Origin of the sequence: Cellulosimicrobium cellulans, from assembly GCF_006539945.1 — a bacterium.
Lineage (GTDB): Bacteria > Actinomycetota > Actinomycetes > Actinomycetales > Cellulomonadaceae > Cellulosimicrobium > Cellulosimicrobium cellulans.
This window is the reverse complement of sequence record NZ_BJNZ01000003.1, coordinates 120,707-137,564: the sequence shown is the minus strand read 5'-3', so window position 1 is coordinate 137,564 and position 16,858 is coordinate 120,707. Positions and strand designations below refer to the sequence as shown.

The 16,858-nt window shown below is 75.2% G+C and carries 16 protein-coding genes and 1 pseudogene; 6 read left to right on the top strand and 11 right to left on the bottom strand.

Features of this window, described 5'->3' with window-relative positions; translation table 11 throughout:
- Nucleotides 1–49 precede the first annotated feature (49 nt).
- The 6 genes and pseudogenes from CCE02nite_RS03490 to CCE02nite_RS03470 all read left to right on the top strand — a co-directional run bounded on the left by CCE02nite_RS03490 (nucleotide 50) and on the right by CCE02nite_RS03470 (nucleotide 5,739).
- Complete coding sequence (locus CCE02nite_RS03490) at nucleotides 50–526, top strand: hypothetical protein (protein WP_141388211.1); 477 nt, start codon at nucleotides 50–52, stop codon at nucleotides 524–526.
- Between the two features lie 208 nt (nucleotides 527–734).
- Complete coding sequence (locus tag CCE02nite_RS03485; RefSeq protein ID WP_255318611.1) at nucleotides 735–1,439, top strand: histidine phosphatase family protein; 705 nt, start codon at nucleotides 735–737, stop codon at nucleotides 1,437–1,439.
- A gap of 105 nt (nucleotides 1,440–1,544) precedes the next feature.
- On the top strand, nucleotides 1,545–2,606 hold the full coding sequence (locus tag CCE02nite_RS03480) for a tyrosine-type recombinase/integrase (protein WP_141388207.1): 1,062 nt from the start codon (nucleotides 1,545–1,547) through the stop codon (nucleotides 2,604–2,606).
- Nucleotides 2,607–2,639: 33 nt separating this feature from the next.
- Nucleotides 2,640–3,944: pseudogene (locus CCE02nite_RS21205) on the top strand (outer membrane protein assembly factor BamB family protein); the annotation flags it as partial.
- 168 nt (nucleotides 3,945–4,112) lie between these two features.
- A complete protein-coding gene (locus tag CCE02nite_RS20880; protein WP_204541592.1) occupies nucleotides 4,113–4,382 on the top strand; it encodes a DUF7218 family protein in 270 nt (89 codons plus the stop codon).
- 103 nt (nucleotides 4,383–4,485) lie between these two features.
- Nucleotides 4,486–5,739: a phospholipase D-like domain-containing protein gene (locus tag CCE02nite_RS03470; RefSeq protein WP_174774879.1), complete on the top strand. Its 1,254-nt coding sequence runs from the start codon at nucleotides 4,486–4,488 to the stop codon at nucleotides 5,737–5,739.
- A gap of 57 nt (nucleotides 5,740–5,796) precedes the next feature.
- Here CCE02nite_RS03470 and CCE02nite_RS03465 read toward each other — a convergent pair whose 3' ends face one another.
- The 11 genes from CCE02nite_RS03465 to clsA all read right to left on the bottom strand — a co-directional run bounded on the left by CCE02nite_RS03465 (nucleotide 5,797) and on the right by clsA (nucleotide 16,624).
- A complete protein-coding gene (locus CCE02nite_RS03465; RefSeq protein ID WP_141388203.1) occupies nucleotides 5,797–6,060 on the bottom strand; it encodes a DUF2510 domain-containing protein in 264 nt (87 codons plus the stop codon).
- Complete coding sequence (locus CCE02nite_RS03460) at nucleotides 6,057–6,899, bottom strand: MBL fold metallo-hydrolase (RefSeq protein ID WP_141388201.1); 843 nt, start codon at nucleotides 6,897–6,899, stop codon at nucleotides 6,057–6,059. The genes CCE02nite_RS03465 and CCE02nite_RS03460 overlap by 4 nt, the downstream gene beginning before the upstream one ends.
- A 79-nt stretch (nucleotides 6,900–6,978) precedes the next feature.
- Nucleotides 6,979–10,377 carry a pyruvate carboxylase gene (locus CCE02nite_RS03455; protein WP_141388199.1) on the bottom strand — a complete coding sequence of 1,133 codons (3,399 nt, stop codon included), beginning with the start codon at nucleotides 10,375–10,377 and terminating at the stop codon, nucleotides 6,979–6,981.
- A gap of 209 nt (nucleotides 10,378–10,586) precedes the next feature.
- On the bottom strand, nucleotides 10,587–11,177 hold the full coding sequence (locus tag CCE02nite_RS03450; RefSeq protein WP_141388197.1) for a MerR family transcriptional regulator: 591 nt from the start codon (nucleotides 11,175–11,177) through the stop codon (nucleotides 10,587–10,589).
- 215 nt (nucleotides 11,178–11,392) lie between these two features.
- Complete coding sequence (locus CCE02nite_RS03445; protein WP_024839673.1) at nucleotides 11,393–11,866, bottom strand: bifunctional nuclease family protein; 474 nt, start codon at nucleotides 11,864–11,866, stop codon at nucleotides 11,393–11,395.
- 106 nt (nucleotides 11,867–11,972) lie between these two features.
- On the bottom strand, nucleotides 11,973–12,734 hold the full coding sequence (gene ftsR, locus CCE02nite_RS03440; protein WP_237842654.1) for a transcriptional regulator FtsR: 762 nt from the start codon (nucleotides 12,732–12,734) through the stop codon (nucleotides 11,973–11,975).
- Nucleotides 12,731–13,213, bottom strand: coding sequence for an FHA domain-containing protein (locus CCE02nite_RS03435; RefSeq protein ID WP_047234767.1), 483 nt, complete (start codon nucleotides 13,211–13,213; stop codon nucleotides 12,731–12,733). Before CCE02nite_RS03435 ends, ftsR begins: the two co-directional genes overlap by 4 nt.
- A gap of 177 nt (nucleotides 13,214–13,390) precedes the next feature.
- Nucleotides 13,391–14,713: a DUF881 domain-containing protein gene (locus CCE02nite_RS03430; protein WP_141388195.1), complete on the bottom strand. Its 1,323-nt coding sequence runs from the start codon at nucleotides 14,711–14,713 to the stop codon at nucleotides 13,391–13,393.
- Entirely contained in the window at nucleotides 14,710–15,042 is a 333-nt protein-coding gene (locus CCE02nite_RS03425) for a small basic family protein (protein ID WP_021483549.1), read from the bottom strand. The genes CCE02nite_RS03430 and CCE02nite_RS03425 overlap by 4 nt, the downstream gene beginning before the upstream one ends.
- The gene (locus tag CCE02nite_RS03420) at nucleotides 15,039–16,010 is read right to left on the bottom strand and encodes a DUF881 domain-containing protein (RefSeq protein WP_255318610.1); all 972 of its coding nucleotides are present in this window, start codon (nucleotides 16,008–16,010) and stop codon (nucleotides 15,039–15,041) included. The genes CCE02nite_RS03425 and CCE02nite_RS03420 overlap by 4 nt, the downstream gene beginning before the upstream one ends.
- Nucleotides 16,007–16,624 (bottom strand): cardiolipin synthase ClsA, encoded by a 618-nt coding sequence (clsA, locus tag CCE02nite_RS03415; protein ID WP_255318622.1) that lies wholly within the window; start codon nucleotides 16,622–16,624, stop codon nucleotides 16,007–16,009. Before clsA ends, CCE02nite_RS03420 begins: the two co-directional genes overlap by 4 nt.
- Nucleotides 16,625–16,858: the final 234 nt, after the last annotated feature.

Sequence of the window (16,858 nt, the reverse complement as noted above, 5' to 3'; positions counted from 1 at the left end):
CGGGCCGCTCTGGCGCATCACGGAGCGCCCCCGCGCGCTCCCCTTCGTCATGAGCACGACGACGTACGCACCACGGCTCCACACGTCCCCGCGCGCCGCCCGCGCCACGAGGCGGGACGACGGCACGCGGCGACTCGGCGGCCTGGCGGAGCTCGCGCCGGCCCGGGCGTCGTCAGGAGCCGTCTCCGAGACGCTCGCCACGACGTCGCCGTTCACCGGGCTCGCGCCCGACGGGCGCCGGCCTCGACGGGCCGTCACGACGACGCTCGCGACGCTGGCGTGGGTCCCGGTGCTCGCCCTGACGCTCGCGGCGTTCGCGGTCGTCGGCGTCGTGGCCGGCGTGGTGACCGTCGCCGTGTGGTGCTGGCGCTCGGTGTCCCCCGCGCAGGCGGCACGGGCTGGGTCTCGGGGCGCCGCCGACGTCGCCCCGGACGAGCCGGAGGCGCCCGGACCGGCGGCGACCGACGTCGCCCCGGCGCACGGACGGCGCCTGGTGCGCGACCGCACGTTCGGCTACGATGCCTAGAATCGGACATACATCTCAAACCATTGTGTTTAGGTCAACACCGTGCTGACGTCTCGGAGCCGTGCGGTCGCGGCCCGGCGGCTCGGTCCGTAGACCGCGCCGACGTCACGGCTCCGACGAGCGCCTCCCCCGCCCGGACGCGGCCGCGTGCTGACCGGTCCTGCCGCTGCCCGCGTCGCGCAGCCCTGGCATGTGCCAGCCTGGGCGGGTGCCCGAACCCGACCCCCTCCACGGCCCCTTCCCTCCCCCTCCGCTGCCCGGCGTCGTCGGCCCGCGCGAGCGCACCGTCCACGTCGTGACCCACCCCGAGGCCACGCACCACGTCGACCGTCTGGTCGGGGGTGTCCACGACTCCGACCTCACCGCGACGGGTGCGCGGCACGCGCACCACCTCGCCGCCGCCCTGCGCGCCCGGGTCCCGCGAGCCGCCGCCGTCGACGTCGTCACGTCCGACCTCCTGCGCACGCGGCGGACCGCGGCCGCGATCGGCGACGCGCTCGGCATCGCCCCACGCCTCGACGCCCGCCTCCGCGAGGCGTCCTACGGCGAAGCCGGCGGGCGGCCCCAGGCCTGGCTCGACGCGCGGCTCGTCCCGCCGCCCGCCGTCGGCGACAGGCTGCGGCACGACCTGGGCGTCGCGGGCGCGGAGACGAGGCTCGACGTCGCCGTACGGGTGTACGCGGCGACGACGGACCTGCTCCGCCGCGCCGTCGACCACCAGGTGGTCGTCACGCACGGGTTCGCGGCCACGTTCGTCGTCGCGGCCTGGATCGGGATGCCGGTCGAGGCCGCCGGGCACGTGGCCTTCCCCGTGCCGTCGGGGAGCATCACGACGCTGCGCGAGGACGGGTTCTTCCGCAACCGTGCCGTGCTGGGCGTCGGCGACGTCGCGCACCTGGACGGGGCCCGCTGATCGTCTGCCTGGCGTCGACGCAGGTCAGGGCGCCGCGCGTCGGCGGTCGTGTCGGTGGCACGACCTAGGCTGAGGCGGACTCTTCCCCCGAAGGAGGCCCGCCGCATGGTCGCCCCGCCCCGCCTCGAGCGGATCACCGTCTCCGAGGCGGCCGACCGCTACCTCGCGTCCGTCGCGGCGCAGACCCTGCGCGGGATCCTGTCGCCGACGACGCGGCGCAGCTACGAGCGGGACGTGACGGAGTTCGTCCGGCTCGCCGGGGCGGCCCGGGTGCTGGACGACGTCACCGGGGAGGACGTCGACGACGTGCTCCTGCGCTACCAGACCACACCCGACGGCCGGTACGCGGACGCGTCCCGCAAGCCCGGCAGCCCGGGGCGCTCCGCGGCGACCGTGAACCGTTTCCGCCAGTCCGTCACCCGGTTCTTCTCCCACGCCGCGCGCGAGGGCTGGGTGCAGGCGGACCCGATGCAGTGGGCCGCTCCCCCGGCGCGCCTGCGCGACGGGCTGCGGGTCGCGCGCACCGCGCTGTCCGCGGGCTCCGCCGCGTCGCTGCTCGAGGTCTCGGCGGCACGGGCACCGGCCGACACGGCCGCCTCGCGTCGTGACCAGGACCTCCAGGTCCGCGACCGCCTCGTCGTCGCTCTCCTGCTCGTCCTCGGCCCGCGCGTGTCCGAGCTCGAGCGCGCGAACCTCGACGACTTCGCGCGCGAGCCCGACCAGACCCGGTGGCGCATCCAGGGCAAGGGCGGCCACGTCCGCACGGTGACGCTCTCTCCCCCGCTGGCCGCCGCGCTCGAGGAGTACCTGCAGCGCCTGCGACCGACGCTGCTGGCGCGCCGCCCCGAGGACCCCGACGCGCAGCGCGCCCTCCTGCTGTCCTGGCGCGGTCGGCGCATCGACGCCCAGGCCGTGCGCGGCCTCCTGCGGCGCTGCGTCGCGCGCATGCCCGCCCAGTACCGGCGCGAGGCCACGCCGCACGCGCTGCGCCACACGACGGCGACGCTGCTGGCCGCCGAAGGATGGGACGTGAAGGTCGTCGCCGAGCTCCTCGGGCACGCGTCGATCGCGACCACGGGCGTGTACCTCGACCGGATCGAGGGCGAGCTCGCCGCCGCGATCCGCGCCCACCCCCTCTCGGCCGCGCTCGAGCCCGCGGAGGCCTGACGCGGGGACCGCGGGGCGCGTAGCGTCATCCGTATGGCCTCGCTCCACCGGGTGGAGCTCGTCCCCGACGACGAGCCCCCGCCGGCCGGGCGCGGCGCACCCGCGGAGGGGGCCCACGGGCCCGCGGCACCGGCCCGACGACATGCCCTGCTCCTGCGCGTCGCGGTGCCGCTCCTGGTGCTCGCCCTCGCGGTCGTGGCGGTCGGGACGTGGCGCGCGACCACCGCGGAGCACGGGCGCCTCGCCCGGCCAGGCGCCGTCGTCTCGCTCGCGGTGCCACCGGGGCTCGTGTGGGAGACCGACGCCGCCGCACCCCGGCTCACCGTCGTCGACGACGGCAGGATCCTCGCCACGGTCACCGGTGCGGGAGTGGAGGTCACGGGCCTGACAGGTCCCGCGCTCGCACCGGTGGCGCACGTGCTCGGTCCGTCCGGGCCGGTGACGGACGCCGTGCCTCTCGGCGACGACCTCGGGCGCGCGGTCCCCGCCCCGGGCGGCACGGTCCTGCGCTGGTCGCGCACCGGAGGCGTCGTCCACCTCGCGCTCCAGGACGCGCGCACCGCCCGGGTGCGCTGGCACCGGGAGATCGACCCGGACGACGCCGAGCGCACCGCGATGTGCCGGCCCCAGGTGGCCGGCCAGGCCGCGGTCACCGTCGAGGACGACCTGCTCGTCGTGCGCGGCTGCCGCCTCAGCGCGGTCCTCACCCCCGCCGGAACCCGCCTCGACACGCGCGGCGACACGATCACGGCGGCCGTCACGGCGCGCGCGGACGGCACGTTCTGGCGCACGACCACCCGGCCCCCCGACCGCACCGGGTCCACACAGCTCGTCGCCCCGGACGGGGCGGTCCGCACCGCGGTCCCCGGACGCCTGCTCGTCCCGCTCGTCGGTCCCGGCCGCGACGCGACCACCTGGCTCGTCACGACGCCCGCCCGGGTGACCGCGCTCGACGCCCCGCCCGGCCAGGGCGCGGACGCACCGCGCGAGCTGTGGCACGTCGACCTGCCCGCCGTACAGGCCGTGGCGCTCGCGGGCTCCCGGGTGGTCCTCGCCGCCGACGGCGCGCTCGTCGCCCTCGACGCGCGCACGGGCGAGCGGGTGTGGTCCTGGCCCCGTCGCGCTCCGGCCGTGTCCACGGGCGGACCCGCCCCCGGACCGGACCTCGCGCGCGGCGTGACGGCGGCGTTCACCGACGGTGCGACCCTCGCCGTGGTCGGGCCCGACCCGGGCACCCCGCGGCGCGCGCTCATGGTCGCCCTGTCCCTCGACGACGGTGACGTGCGCTGGCAGGCCGGGTACGACGCGGACCCGCACGGCTTCGCCGCGGTGGCGGGGCGGGTCGTGCACGTGGACCCGAGCTCGTCGCGCATCACGGTGCTCGGACGAGGTGCCGAGAGGAGGCGGTCGGGCGAGGTCCGCGTGCGAGCAGGCTTCGGTGGGGCGAGCCTGACGGGAGACCGGCCCCCGCGCCGAGGTGGCCGGCCCGCGACGAGGGAGGACGCCGTGCCGAAGCGCGACCCGGGACCGAGCGTGAAGGACCCCGAGCTGTACGAGAAGCTGCGCGACGAGGGCGACTCGAAGGAGAAGGCGGCGCGCATCGCGAACGCCGCGGCAGGCTCGTCCCGCACGAGCGTCGGACGCAAGGGCGGCAAGGCCGGCGACTACGACGACTGGACGGTCGAGAAGCTGCGCAAGCGTGCCGCGGAGATCGGCATCGAGGGCCGCTCCTCGATGCGCAAGGCCGAGCTGATCAAGGCCCTGCGCTCGCACTGACCCGGGCGCTCGGGGAACCCGGGAGCGGCGGAGGTGCGGGATCTCACCCGCGGCGCGCCCGTCCTGCGGTCGCGCCCGGAGACGCGCCCGCTACGGTGAGTCCGTGCACCTGTCCGCCGACTCCGCCCTGCGCACCGCCCGCCGTCTGCTCTCCCGCGCGCTCGTGGTCGCCGTCGCGGCGCCGATCACCGTCGCGAGCGTGCTCGTCACCGCCGACGCGATCCGCAAGCGCCGCAACACGACCGAGGCGTCGTTCCCCCGCTCCTCCCCCACCGACGTCGAGGTCGCGGGCACCACGACGACCGTCTTCACGTACGGCGAGGACGTCTACCGGGAGATGCTCGGCGCGATCCGCGGGGCGCAGCGCCGCATCCTGCTCGAGACGTACATCTGGAAGGCCGACGCGCTCGGCGAGGAGTTCAAGCAGGCGCTGGTCGAGGCGAGCGCGCGCGGCGTCGAGGTGTTCGTCGTCTACGACGGCTTCGCGAACCTCGTCGTCCCGCAGGCGTTCTTCGACCTGCCGGAACCGATCCACGTCATCCGCTACCCCGTGTTCCGCCCGGGCGTGCTCATGCTCAACGTGCGCAAGTCGGGTCGCGACCACCGCAAGATCCTCGTGGTCGACGACGAGATCGCGTTCGTGGGCGGGTACAACATCGGCGCCCTGTACGCGACGCAGTGGCGCGACACGCACATCCGCCTCGTGGGCCCGAGCGCGTGGGAGCTGCGCAACGCGTTCGTCGACTTCTGGAACGCGAACCGGAAGCCCGGCCAGCCGCTGCTCGCCGACCCAGGGTCGGTGCACTGGGAGCCGCGACTGCGGGCCGCACGCAACGCGCCCGCGCACCTGGTCTTCCCGATCCGCGGCATCTACCTCGACGCCATCGACCGCGCGAGCTCGCACGTCTACATCACGCAGGCGTACTTCATCCCGGACCGGGAGATCCTCGCGGCCCTCCTCGCGGCCGCCGCGCGCGGGGTCGACGTGCGCGTCCTGGTGCCCGAGCGCTCCAACCACGTGCTCGCGGACTGGCTGTCGCGCGGCCTGTACACGGCGCTGCTCAAGGGTGGGGTGCGCATCCACCTGTACCGGGACGCGATGGTGCACGCGAAGACCGCCACCATCGACGGCGCGTGGACGACGATCGGGACGGCCAACATCGACCGGCTCTCCCTGACGGGGAACTACGAGGTGAACCTCGAGATCACCGACCCCGGGGTGGCCGAGCAGATGGAGAAGGTGTTCGACGTCGACCTGTCGAACTCCCGGGAGCTCACGCTCGCCGAGTGGGACTCCCGATCGGTGGCGGCCAAGCTCAGCGAGGTCGTCCTCACCCCGCTGAGGCCCCTGCTGTGACGCCGGGCCCCGCACGGGGCCCGACGCGAGGGCCGGAGCGGGCACGGCCACGGCGCGTCAGTCGCAGTAGTGGGGCGCCTCGCCGCAGACCACGCCCTGCACCATGAGGACGAAGAACCCCACGACGGCCGCGACGACCGCCAGCGCGAGGACCACGCCGAGCACGATCGCGACGATCGCGCCGGGATGCATCCGGGGCCGGCCGCCGGAGCCCGCGGGACGGTCCCGGACGTGCGGCGTCCACGCGCGCCCGTCGAACCAGCGCTCCGCCCGCACGCCCCACGGGTCCGGGTACCAGCCCGGCGGCGCGGCTGCGGTCACCGGGCGGCCTCGGATCGGGCGGCGTCGGCCACCTCCTCCTCGGGGCGTGGCGGCACGGTCTCGTCGGCCTCGAGCAGCGTCACCTCGCCGTACTCGGGGTGCTCGTCGCGCAGCGCGCGGGCTGCGGCGTCACCGACCCCGTCCAGGCTCCCCGCGGCGACGTCGAGCGCCGCACCGGGGGTGAGCGGCCGGTACGCGTACGTCCCGCCCGTGCGCTGCTCACCGAGGAGCCGGTCGACGAGGCCGTGCCCGACCGCCGACAGCAGCGCGTCGTGGATCGGCACCACGACGCGCGGGTCGAGCCCGCGCACGAAGTCGATGGTCTCGGCGAGCCTGAGCCACGGCGCGGACACCGGCGCGAGGAGCACGTCGAGCCGATCGCCTCCGAGCGCGTCGCCGTCCGGCGCGTCGAACGAGTCGCCGGGGTGCAGGAGCGTCGCACCGTCCCCGCGGACGAGATAGGTGACGTTCGCGATCCGGGGCACGTCGCGGTGGATCTCCGCGTGCTGCCCACCGCCGACCACGACCTCCAGGCCGCCGAGGTCGAGACCGTCGCCGGGGGCGACGACGTGCACGCGCGCGGAGGTGCCCTCCGGCAGGGCGGGACGCAGCGCCGCGACCACGGCCTCGGGCGCCCAGACCGTGAGCCCGGGCCGGGCCGCGAGGGCGACGCCGAGCGCGGGCGCGTCGACGTGGTCCGGGTGCTGGTGGGTGACCAGCACGGTGTCGGCGTCGCGCAGCGCACCCGCCGCGTCGCTGAACGTGCCCGGGTCGATCGCGACGACCTGACCGCCGTGCCGCACCGTGACGCACGCGTGGCCGTGGAACGTGACTCGCATGGATCCTCCTCCGCTCGCCCTGCCCGGCGCGACGGCCGTCGCCTCAGGCTGCCACCCCGACCACGAGGGTGCCCACCGCTCAGCCCACGACGAGGACCAGGTCGCCGCCCTCGAGCTGCTGCACCGCGCCGATCGCGACCCGCTGGACCGTGCCCGCGACCGGGGTCGTGATCGCGGCCTCCATCTTCATCGCCTCGACCGTGGCGACCGTCTGCCCGGCCTCGACGACGTCCCCGACGACGACGACCGGCGTCACCGCGCCCGCGAACGGTGCCGCGACCTGCCCCGGCTGCGTCGGGTCCGCCTTCTCGGCCGTGCGCGCGTCCACGTCGACCGCACGGTCGCGCACCTGGATCGGGCGCAGCTGGCCGTTGAGGGTGAACATGACCGTGCGCATGCCCCGCTCGTCGGGCGTGCCGATCGCCTCGAGGCCCACGAGCAGGCGCACGCCCTTGCCGAGCGCGACCGCGACCTCCTGACCCGGCTCGAGCCCGTACAGGTACGTCGGGGTGTCGAGCACGGACACGTCCCCGTACGCCTGGCGCACCTGCTCGAACTCCTTCGTCGGCCCCGCGAACAGCAGGTGGTTGAGCCGCCGGCGCCGCACCTCGCCCGCCTGCGCGAGCTCGGCCTCGTCCTCCGGCGACAGCGGCGTCACGCCGCCGCGTGCCGCCCGACCGGCGAGGGCACGGGAACGGAACGGCTCCGGCCAGCCCCCGGGCGGGTCGCCGAGCTCACCACCGAGGAACCCGATCACCGAGTCCGGGATGTCGAACGCCTGCGGGTCGGCCGCGAACTCGGCCGGGTCCGCGCCCGCCGCCACGAGGTGCAGCGCGAGGTCGCCCACGACCTTCGACGACGGCGTCACCTTCACGAGGCGCCCCAGGATGCGGTCCGCCGCCGCGTACATGGCCTCGATCTGCTCGAACTTGTCCCCCAGCCCCAGCGCGATCGCCTGCTGCCGCAGGTTCGACAGCTGCCCGCCCGGGATCTCGTGCTCGTACACGCGCCCCGTCGGCCCGGGCAGGCCCGACTCGAACGGCGCGTAGGCACGACGCACCGCCTCCCAGTACGGCTCCAGGTCCGCGACCGCCGCCAGCGACAGGCCCGTGTCGCGCTCGGTGTGCTCCAGGCCCGCGACGAGCGCGGACAGCGGCGGCTGGCTCGTCGTCCCCGCCATGGCGGCGCTCGCGGCGTCCACCGCGTCCACGCCCGCGGCGGCCGCGGCCAGCAGCGTCGCCATCTGCCCGCCGGAGGTGTCGTGGGTGTGCAGGTGCACGGGCAGGTCGAAGCGCTCGCGCAGCGCGGTCACCAGCCGGGTCGCGGCGGCGGGGCGCAGCAGCCCGGCCATGTCCTTGATCGCGAGCACGTGCGCGCCGGCGTCGACGATGCGGTCCGCGAGTCGCAGGTAGTAGTCGAGCGTGTACAGGTCCTCGGCCGGGTCGAGCAGGTTGCCCGTGTAGCACAGCGCGACCTCGGCGACCGTCGTGCCGGTGGCGCGCACGGCCTCGATCGCGGGACGCATCTGGTCCACGTCGTTGAGCGCGTCGAAGATGCGGAACACGTCGATGCCCGTCGCGGCGGCCTCCTCGACGAACGCCTCCGTGACGCGCGTCGGGTACGGCGTGTACCCGACCGTGTTGCGACCGCGCAGCAGCATCTGGATCGCGAGGTTCGGCATCGCCTCGCGCAGGGTCGCGAGCCGCTCCCACGGGTCCTCGCCGAGGAAGCGCAGCGCGACGTCGTACGTCGCCCCGCCCCACGCCTCGACCGACCACAGCTGCGGCGTGGCCCTCGCGACGTACGGCGCGACGGCGGCCAGGTCGTGCGTGCGCACGCGCGTCGCGAGCAGCGACTGGTGGGCGTCGCGGAACGTGGTGTCCGTGACCCGCAGGCGCTGCTCGCCGCGTAGCGCGCGCGCGAAACCCTCCGGGCCGAGCTCGAGAAGCTGCTGGCGCGTCCCGGGCGGCGGTGCGACCGACAGGTCGAGCGCGGGCAGCTTGGCCGCGGGGTCCGTGGTGCGCCGCGGCTCGCCGTGCGGGCGGTTGACCGTCGTGTCCCCCACGTACGCGAGCAGGCGCGTCCCGCGGTCGGCGCTCTCGCGCGCGGCGAGGAGCTCGGGCCGCTCGTCGATGAACGACGTCGCCACGTTCCCGGCGACGAACTCCGGGTCGGCGAGCACGGCCTGCAGGAACGGGATGTTGGTGCGGATGCCGCGGATGCGGAACTCGGCGAGCGCGCGCCGGGCGCGCCGCACCGCCGTCGGGAAGTCACGGCCGCGGCACGTGAGCTTGACCAGCATCGAGTCGAAGTGGCCCGAGACGACGGACCCGGCGGTCGCCGTCGCGCCGTCGAGACGCACGCCCGCCCCGCCCGGCGAGCGGTAGGCGATGATGCGGCCCGTGTCGGGCCGGAACCCGTTCGCGGGGTCCTCGGTCGTGATGCGGGTCTGCAGGGCCGCGCCGTTGACGCGCACGTCCTCCTGCCGGATCCCGAGGTCCTCCAGCGTCTCGCCCGACGCGATGCGCATCTGCGCGGACACGAGGTCGACGTCGGTGACCTCCTCGGTCACCGTGTGCTCGACCTGGATGCGCGGGTTCATCTCGATGAACACGTGCTGCCCGGCCCGCTCCCCCACGGTGTCCACGAGGAACTCGACCGTGCCCGCGTTCTGGTACCCGATGTGCCGGGCGAACGTCACCGCGTCCGCGCACAGCGCGTCCCGGATCGCCGGGTCGAGGTTGGGCGCCGGCGCGATCTCGACGACCTTCTGGTGGCGGCGCTGCAACGAGCAGTCCCGCTCGTACAGGTGCACGACGTTCCCCGCGCCGTCGGCGAGGATCTGCACCTCGATGTGCCGCGGGCGCAGCACCGCCTGCTCCAGGAACACGGTGGGGTCCCCGAACGCGCCGTCGGCCTCGCGCATCGCGGCGGCCAGCGACTCGGGCAGGTCCTCGCGCGTGTCCACGCGGCGCATGCCGCGCCCGCCGCCGCCGGCGACGGCCTTGACGAACACGGGGAAGCCGATCGCGTCCGCCGCTGCGACGAGCTCGTCGACGTCCGACGACGGCTCGCTCGACGCCAGTACCGGCAGACCCGCCTCGCGGGCGGCCTTGAGCGCGCGCACCTTGTTGCCGGCGAGCTCGAGCACCTCCGGCGGCGGCCCCACGAACGTCAGCCCGGCGTCCGCGCACGCGCGCGCCAGGTCAGGGTTCTCCGAGAGGAACCCGTAGCCGGGGTAGACGGCGTCCGCACCCGCTTCCCGGGCGACCCGCACGATCTCCTCGATGTCCAGGTACGCCCGGACCGGGTGACCCGGCTCCCCGATGAGGTACGCCTCGTCGGCCTTGAGCCGGTGCTCGGAGTTGCGGTCCTCCTGCGGGAACACCGCGACGGTGCGGGCCCCCAGCTCGTAGGCGGCACGGAACGCCCTGACGGCGATCTCCGCGCGGTTGGCGACCAGGACCTTCGAGAACACCGGCACTCCATCCGTCGACCGTGCGGCGCCGCCGGGGAGGGCGTGGCGCGCCGCGTACCGGGCGATCCTCCCACGGCCTCGCCGGGCAGGCCGTCGCACCGCCTGTGACGTGCTCCACAGGCCGGCGGGGGCCGCGACGGGTCGCCCGGGCGTCCCCGGTTCGGCAGGAGGAGCGCCCTCCCGTTCCCGGGTCGGTGGCGCTCGCGGCCTCAGCCGGCGGAGCGCGCCCGGCGGCGCTGCGCGAGCTCGTCCTGCGGGCTCGCCGCCGCGTCGTCCTCGTCGTCGAGCGACTCGGTGGGCAGCTCCGCGAGCGTGCCCTCGACCTCGCGCCACACCCGGCCGACCGCGATGCCGAACACGCCCTGACCGCCCTGGACGAGGTCGACGACCTCGTCGGGCGACGTGCACTCGTACACGCTCGCCCCGTCGCTCATGAGGGTGATCTGCGCGAGGTCGTCGACGCCGCGCTCGCGCAGGTGCTCGACGGCCGTGCGGATCTGCTGGAGCGAGACCCCGGTGTCGAGGAGCCGCTTGACGACCTTGAGGACGAGGATGTCCCGGAAGCTGTACAGCCGGTGCGATCCCGAGCCCGAGGCGGGGCGCACGGTCGGCTCGACCAGCCCGGTGCGGGCCCAGTAGTCGAGCTGCCGGTACGTGATGCCCGCGGCGCGGCACGCGGTCGGGCCGCGGTAGCCGGTCGTCGTGTCCTGCTCGGTGATGTCCTCCCCGAAGAGGAGGCCCTGCGCGCCGTGCGGAACCGTGACGCCGGCACCGACGCTCGCCTCACCGCTGCTGTTCACTGTCGCCTCCTGGGGTGATGTCCATGACCACGCTATGGGCGCCGTCGGGGGTCGTCAACGACCGACGACCCGAGCGCGCGGGCGTGTCGCGCCCGTGCGTCCGGCGAGCCGGCCGCTCAACCCTCGACCTGAGGTCGAGCGTCCGTTGTGTCCGTTGTGCCCGCAAGCCTCGACCATCGGTCGATGGTCGCTCCCCCGGCGGTGCGGACCGCCTCCTACTCGTCCACCGAGAAGTCCTCCGGCTGGACGTGGTCCAGGAAGTCGCGGAACTTCTCGACCTCCTCCTGCTGCGCGACGTCGACGACCTCGACCCCCGCCGTCGCGACGACCTCCGCCGAGCACAGCACCGGGCTGCCGGTGCGCACCGCGACCGCGATCGCGTCCGACGCGCGCGAGTCGAGCCGCACCCCGTTGCTCAGGACCAGCTCGGCGAAGAAGATGCCGCCGTCGAGCGCGACGATCTCCGCCCGCTCCAGGCGCACCCCGACCGCGTCGAGCAGGTCCCGCAGCAGGTCGTGGGTCATGGGCCGCGGCGTCGGCAGGCCGGCCTGCGCCATCGCGATCGCGCTCGCCTCCCGCGGGCCGATGACGATCGGCACCACGAGCTCGGACGCGTCGTCGAGCAGCAGCACCACGATCTCCTGGTCGCGCTGCTGCTGACGGACCCCGAGCACCTCGACCGGGACCATCGGGACGTCGTCGCTCACCCCTCCACGGTACGTCTCCCCCCGGCATCCGGCAGGGGGTGAGGAGGAGCCGCGCGGGCGCCCCGCGGGAGGCGGGCGGACGCGTGCCTCAGCGCGTGAGGTCGTCGATCCCCTGGCGCACGAACACGGTGTGCAGCTGCGCGCAGAGCTCCCCGACCTCCGAGGCGACGGTGCCGGCGTGGGCGCGCGCGGACGCGCTCTGCTGCCCGCGCCACGGCGACACGACCTGGTGCACGAGGCTCACGTGCCGGTCGGCGGCGGTGCGCAGGGAGCGCAGGTGGCGCGGCTCGATGCCGTACTCCGAGAGCCCGGCGGCGAGCACGACCACGTCGAGCGAGCGTGCGTCGAGCTGGCCCCCGGGCGCCTGGCGCAGCACGCCGGCCTCGATGAGGCCCTCCACGAGGTCCCGCTCGACCCCCGCCGCGGACACGAGCGCGTCGAGCGTGTAGCGCTGGCGCACGGCAGCGGAGCCGGGCTCGCCGTCGGTCGTCGCCAGGCGCGGGGCGAGGGCCTCGACGTCGGTGCCCGCGTCGAGGGCGGCGAGGCGCTCCTTGATGACCTTGAGCGGGAGGTAGCGGTCGCGCTGCTCGACGAGCACGAACCGCAGCCGCTCGACGTCCGCGGGGCTGTACTGGCGGTAGCCCGACGCGGTGCGGACAGGCTCGATGAGCCCCTGCTCCTCGAGGAAGCGCAGCTTGGAGTGGCTGACGTTGGGGAACTCGGCCCGCAGCGCGCGCAGCACGTCGGAGATGCGCATGGTCGCGCGGCGCGAGATGCCCTGCGGCCACGGCTCCGCCCCGTCGGCGGGCTCGGGGGCCGTGGCGTGCGCGGCGCCCGTCGAGGCGTTCACGACCGGGGGGCCGTGCCGCCCGCCGGTGCCCCCGCGTGCGGGCTGGCGTGGAACGTGAGCCGGTACTTGCCGATCTGCACCTCGTCGCCCGTCGAGAGCGCGACGGCGTCGATCCGGCTGCGGTTCACGTACGTCCCGTTGAGCGAGCCGACGTCGCGCACGAGGAAGTGCTCGCCCTCGCGCACGAACTCGGCGTGCTTGCGCGAGACGGTGACGTCGTCGAGGAAGATGTCCGCGCGCTCCGACCGGCCGGCGACCGTGCGCTCGGCGTCGAGGAGGAAGCGGGACCCCTGCCCGGGACCGCGCTGCATGATGAGCAGGGCGGAGTGGCGCGGCAGCGCCGCGACCGCGGCGTGCTCCTCGGGGCTCAGGCCACCGGGCTGCACGCCCTCCTCGATCGGGGCCTCGATCCGGCCGAAGCTGACCGTCGTGTCGCTACCCGCCCGGTTCGGCACCTCAGGACCGCCTGGGACACTCATCTCGCCTCCTCGGGGCTCACGCACGTCGTGCTCGACCTCGGAACACCGCACCGACGGGGCCGTGGCCCCGCCGTGCGGAACAGTGCTCGAAAACTACTACACCCGCAGGTCACGCGGTGCGCGCGACCCACGGTCGTCCCAACCTACCCCGGCCTGCGCGGATGCGGGAAGCCGCAGTCACTCGTCGGCCGGGACGGGGGTCGCGTACTGCGGCGCCCCGGGCTCGACGGTCGCGGCGACCTCGACCCGGTCCTGCTGGGTGATCGTCGTGCGCGCCCCGTCCGCGCGCAGCGACGCCATCGCGCCGCCGGGGATCTCGAGGGCCGTCTCGAGCGTCGACGGGTCGCCGATGACGTTCCACCGGTACGGCGAGGTGATCGTCTGCCCGTCCACCACGACGCCCTCGGCGGAGTCCTCGAAGTAGCTGCTCGCGACGAGCCGGACCCCGTTGACCTCCATCGCCTCCGCGCCCGCGTTGCGCAGCTCCTCGAGCACGTTGAAGAGCGCGAACGCGTCGAGCGGCTCCGTGCCCTCGACGACCTCGATCTCGACGCCCGGGCCCTCGGCGGGGAGCCGGCCGGACAGGATGCCGAGCGTCTCCGCCTGCTGCTCGGCGAGCTCGAGCGCGGCCCGCTCGCGTCCGGACCCGGACTGGAGCTCGTCCCGCGTCGACTCGAGCGAGGAGACCTGGTCCTCGAGCTCGCCGGAACGCTGGGTCACGTCGTCGAGGAGGCGCACGAGGTCGCTCTGGCGCAGGGACGAGAGCTGGTCCTCCTGCGTCTGGCTCACCTGGACCACGAGCGCGAAGCCGAGCAGCGCGCACAGGACGCCGACGACGATCTGGGACCGGGACGCTCGGGGGCGCAGCGCCCGGCCGAGCCCGCGCAGCCCGCGCGGCTCCGGCCGCGTCGGGGAGCCGTGGCGGCCCACGGCACCGATGGTCCCCGTCGTCGCGGGGGGCTCCGCCGGCGCCGAGGCGTCCGTGCCGGGGGTGTCCGCAGAGGTCGCGTCGTCGTCCGGTGCGGCGGCATCGCCCGCAAGATCGTCGGGCGCGGCCGTGTCCCCGACGCCGTGGTCATGGTCGTGGTCCTGGTCGGCGCCGTCGCGCGGAACGGCCCCTGCCGGGTCGTCGCCGGGCTCCTCGCCGACCGGGGTGGCGCCGGCTGCGGGCGGCTCGTCGCCCTCGACCGTGCCGTCCGGTACCTCGGGTACGACGTCGTGCTCGCGTGCCGGCTCGTCCGCGGGCTCGCCGTCGTCGGCGCCGGTCTCGTCCGGAGCGGCGCCGGTGGCCTCGGCGGTCGAGCGGGGAGCCGCCGTCTCCCCCGGTGTCTCGGTCTCGGGCTCGGCCGGGCGATCGTCGTGGTCCGGTGGTGGGGCGGTCTCGACGTCGTCGGTGGTCTCGTCGGTGGTGACGGGGGCGTCGTCCGGGGCGAGGGCGTCCGGCGTCACGTCGTCGGCGTCCGGGTCGCGGTGGTCCTGGGGGTCGCGGGTCACGCTCACGCCTTGAAGATGTGGCGCCGGATGGCGGCGGCGTTGGAGAAGATGCGGATGCCGAGCACGACGACGACGGCCGTGGAGAGCTGGCTCCCGACGCCGAGCTGGTCGCCGAGGAAGACGATGAGGGCGGCGACGACGACGTTCGACAGGAACGACACGAGGAAGACCTTGTCGTCGAACAACCCGTCGAGGCGGGCGCGCAGGCCACCGAACAGGGCGTCGAGCGCGGCCACGACGGCGATGGGCAGGTAGGGCTGCAGCGACACCGGGACGGTGGGTTGCAGGACGAGGCCCGCGACGATGCCCACCACCAGTCCGACGACTGCGATCATTCGACGTTCTCCTGCCCTGTCTCGTGCGGTTCCGGGCCCGTCCCGGTCCCGTCGGTCGTGCCGTCCGTCGTGCCGTCGGTGCTCCCGGCGGGCGTGTCGGAGTCTACGGTCGCCGCCGGGGCCTGCGCGAAGAACAACGTGGGTGCGGACCGGCCGGGCAGGTCCAGGCGGCTCTGCGTCGTCACGCTCGACCGGATGCCGTACTGGGTCCCGAGGATCTGGAGGTAGTCCGACGTGCCCGAGCGCAGGAGCGAGGTGCGCAGGGTGTCCGGGTCGCCGATCGCCTCGACCCGGTAGGGGCCGACGAGGGGCTGCAGGTCGACGAGCACCGCGTCGCCGGCGGAGCGGATGGCCGACAGCCCCGTGAGCCGCTGGTCGTTGATCGCGACGGCCTCCGCGCCCCCGGCCCAGAGCGCGTTGACGACGCGCTGGAGGTCGGAGTCGTGCACGAGCGAGTTCGCGTCCACGGTGTCGGACGACAGGCCGCCGCTGGTGTCGTCGAGCGTGACGACGACACCCTGGCCCTCGACCGCCTGCGTGCCGGTCAGCGCGCCCTCCTCCTGGAGGCCCTGGAGCACGTCCGCGCTCGCGCCGCTGAGCGCCGCGCCCTGGAGCTGCTCGATCTCCGCGGACAGCTCCGCCCCGCGGGCCGTGAGGTCCTCGACGGCGCCCTGCCGGTCGAGGATCTCCTGCTCCAGGGTCTCGCGCGCCGCGATCACGCCCGGCTGCGGCGCGCGCAGCTCGACCGCGGCCGCCGTGGTGACGACGCCGAGGACGACTGCGAGGGCGACGAGGGTCACCGTGCCCGTACGGCCGCGATGCGGCAACTGCCCCGCGGCGCGGCGCGCCGCGGCGTCCGCGTACCCGGGGTCGAGCGGACGGTGCATGACCTCGTTGAGCAGCGTCATCGACGCGTCGACGGGAGCGCGGCGTGCGGCCCCGCCCGGGTCCGGACTGTTCTCGCTCACGGCGCCTCCCGCGTCGTCGTGCCGGTCTCGCCGGTGGCCGCCCCGCCGCGCACGACGAGCGCGCGCGTCTGCAGCACGTACTGGGCGCCCGCGAGCCAGTACAGGCCGACGCCCCACCAGGTGAACGCCCAGCCCGTGACCGCGGCGACGTCGCCCAGCCACCCCGGCATCTCGGCCAGCAGCAGGAGCGGGAACGCGTACAGCAGCGCGAACGTCCCTGCCTTGCCCGCGAAGCTCACCGGCAGGGGCCCGTACCCGTGGCGTGCCAGCAGCGGCAGCAGCGCGACGAGGAGCAGGTCACGCCCGACGACGACCACGACGAGCCACAGCGGCACGACGTCGCGCCAGGCGAGGCCCAGGAGGGTGACGAGGATGAAGAGCCGGTCCGCGGCCGGGTCGAGCATCTGCCCGAGGCGGCTCACCTGGTCGAGGCGCCGCGCGAGGACTCCGTCGAGCCAGTCGGACGCCCCCGACACCGCGAGCACGACGAGCGCCCACACGTCGTCGCCGCGCACGATGAGGACCGCGAACACCGGCACGAGGAGCAGCCGCAGGAGGCTGATGACGTTCGGGACGGTCAGGACGCGGGAGCTGACCTGCTGCCCTGCTGACACACCCACCGCCCCGTGCTCACGTCGCGCCGTCGCGGCGACCTGCCGCGCGCGGACCATCCTACGTACCGGGCCCCCGCACCCGGACCCTCATTTCGCGGCGCGGCGCCCTCCCCGGGCGGAAATCACCCGTTTCGTCCGTCCCGATCGACCGCGGGACCGGGACGCGGTGAGGGACGTCACCGGGCCCGGCCCGCTCACCGGCCGCTCCCTCCGGTAGGATGGCCACACCTTTGG

Coding starts and splice junctions, on each gene's coding strand:
- CCE02nite_RS03490 (WP_141388211.1), top strand. CDS start 50: ATGAGCACGACGACGTACGCACCACGGCTCCACACGTCCCCGCGCGCC.
- CCE02nite_RS03480 (WP_141388207.1), top strand. CDS start 1,545: ATGGTCGCCCCGCCCCGCCTCGAGCGGATCACCGTCTCCGAGGCGGCC.
- CCE02nite_RS03460 (WP_141388201.1), bottom strand. CDS start 6,899: ATGCGAGTCACGTTCCACGGCCACGCGTGCGTCACGGTGCGGCACGGC.
- CCE02nite_RS03445 (WP_024839673.1), bottom strand. CDS start 11,866: ATGGTCCCGGTCGAGGTGCTCGGGGTCCGTCAGCAGCAGCGCGACCAG.
- CCE02nite_RS03435 (WP_047234767.1), bottom strand. CDS start 13,213: ATGAGTGTCCCAGGCGGTCCTGAGGTGCCGAACCGGGCGGGTAGCGAC.
- CCE02nite_RS03425 (WP_021483549.1), bottom strand. CDS start 15,042: ATGATCGCAGTCGTCGGACTGGTGGTGGGCATCGTCGCGGGCCTCGTC.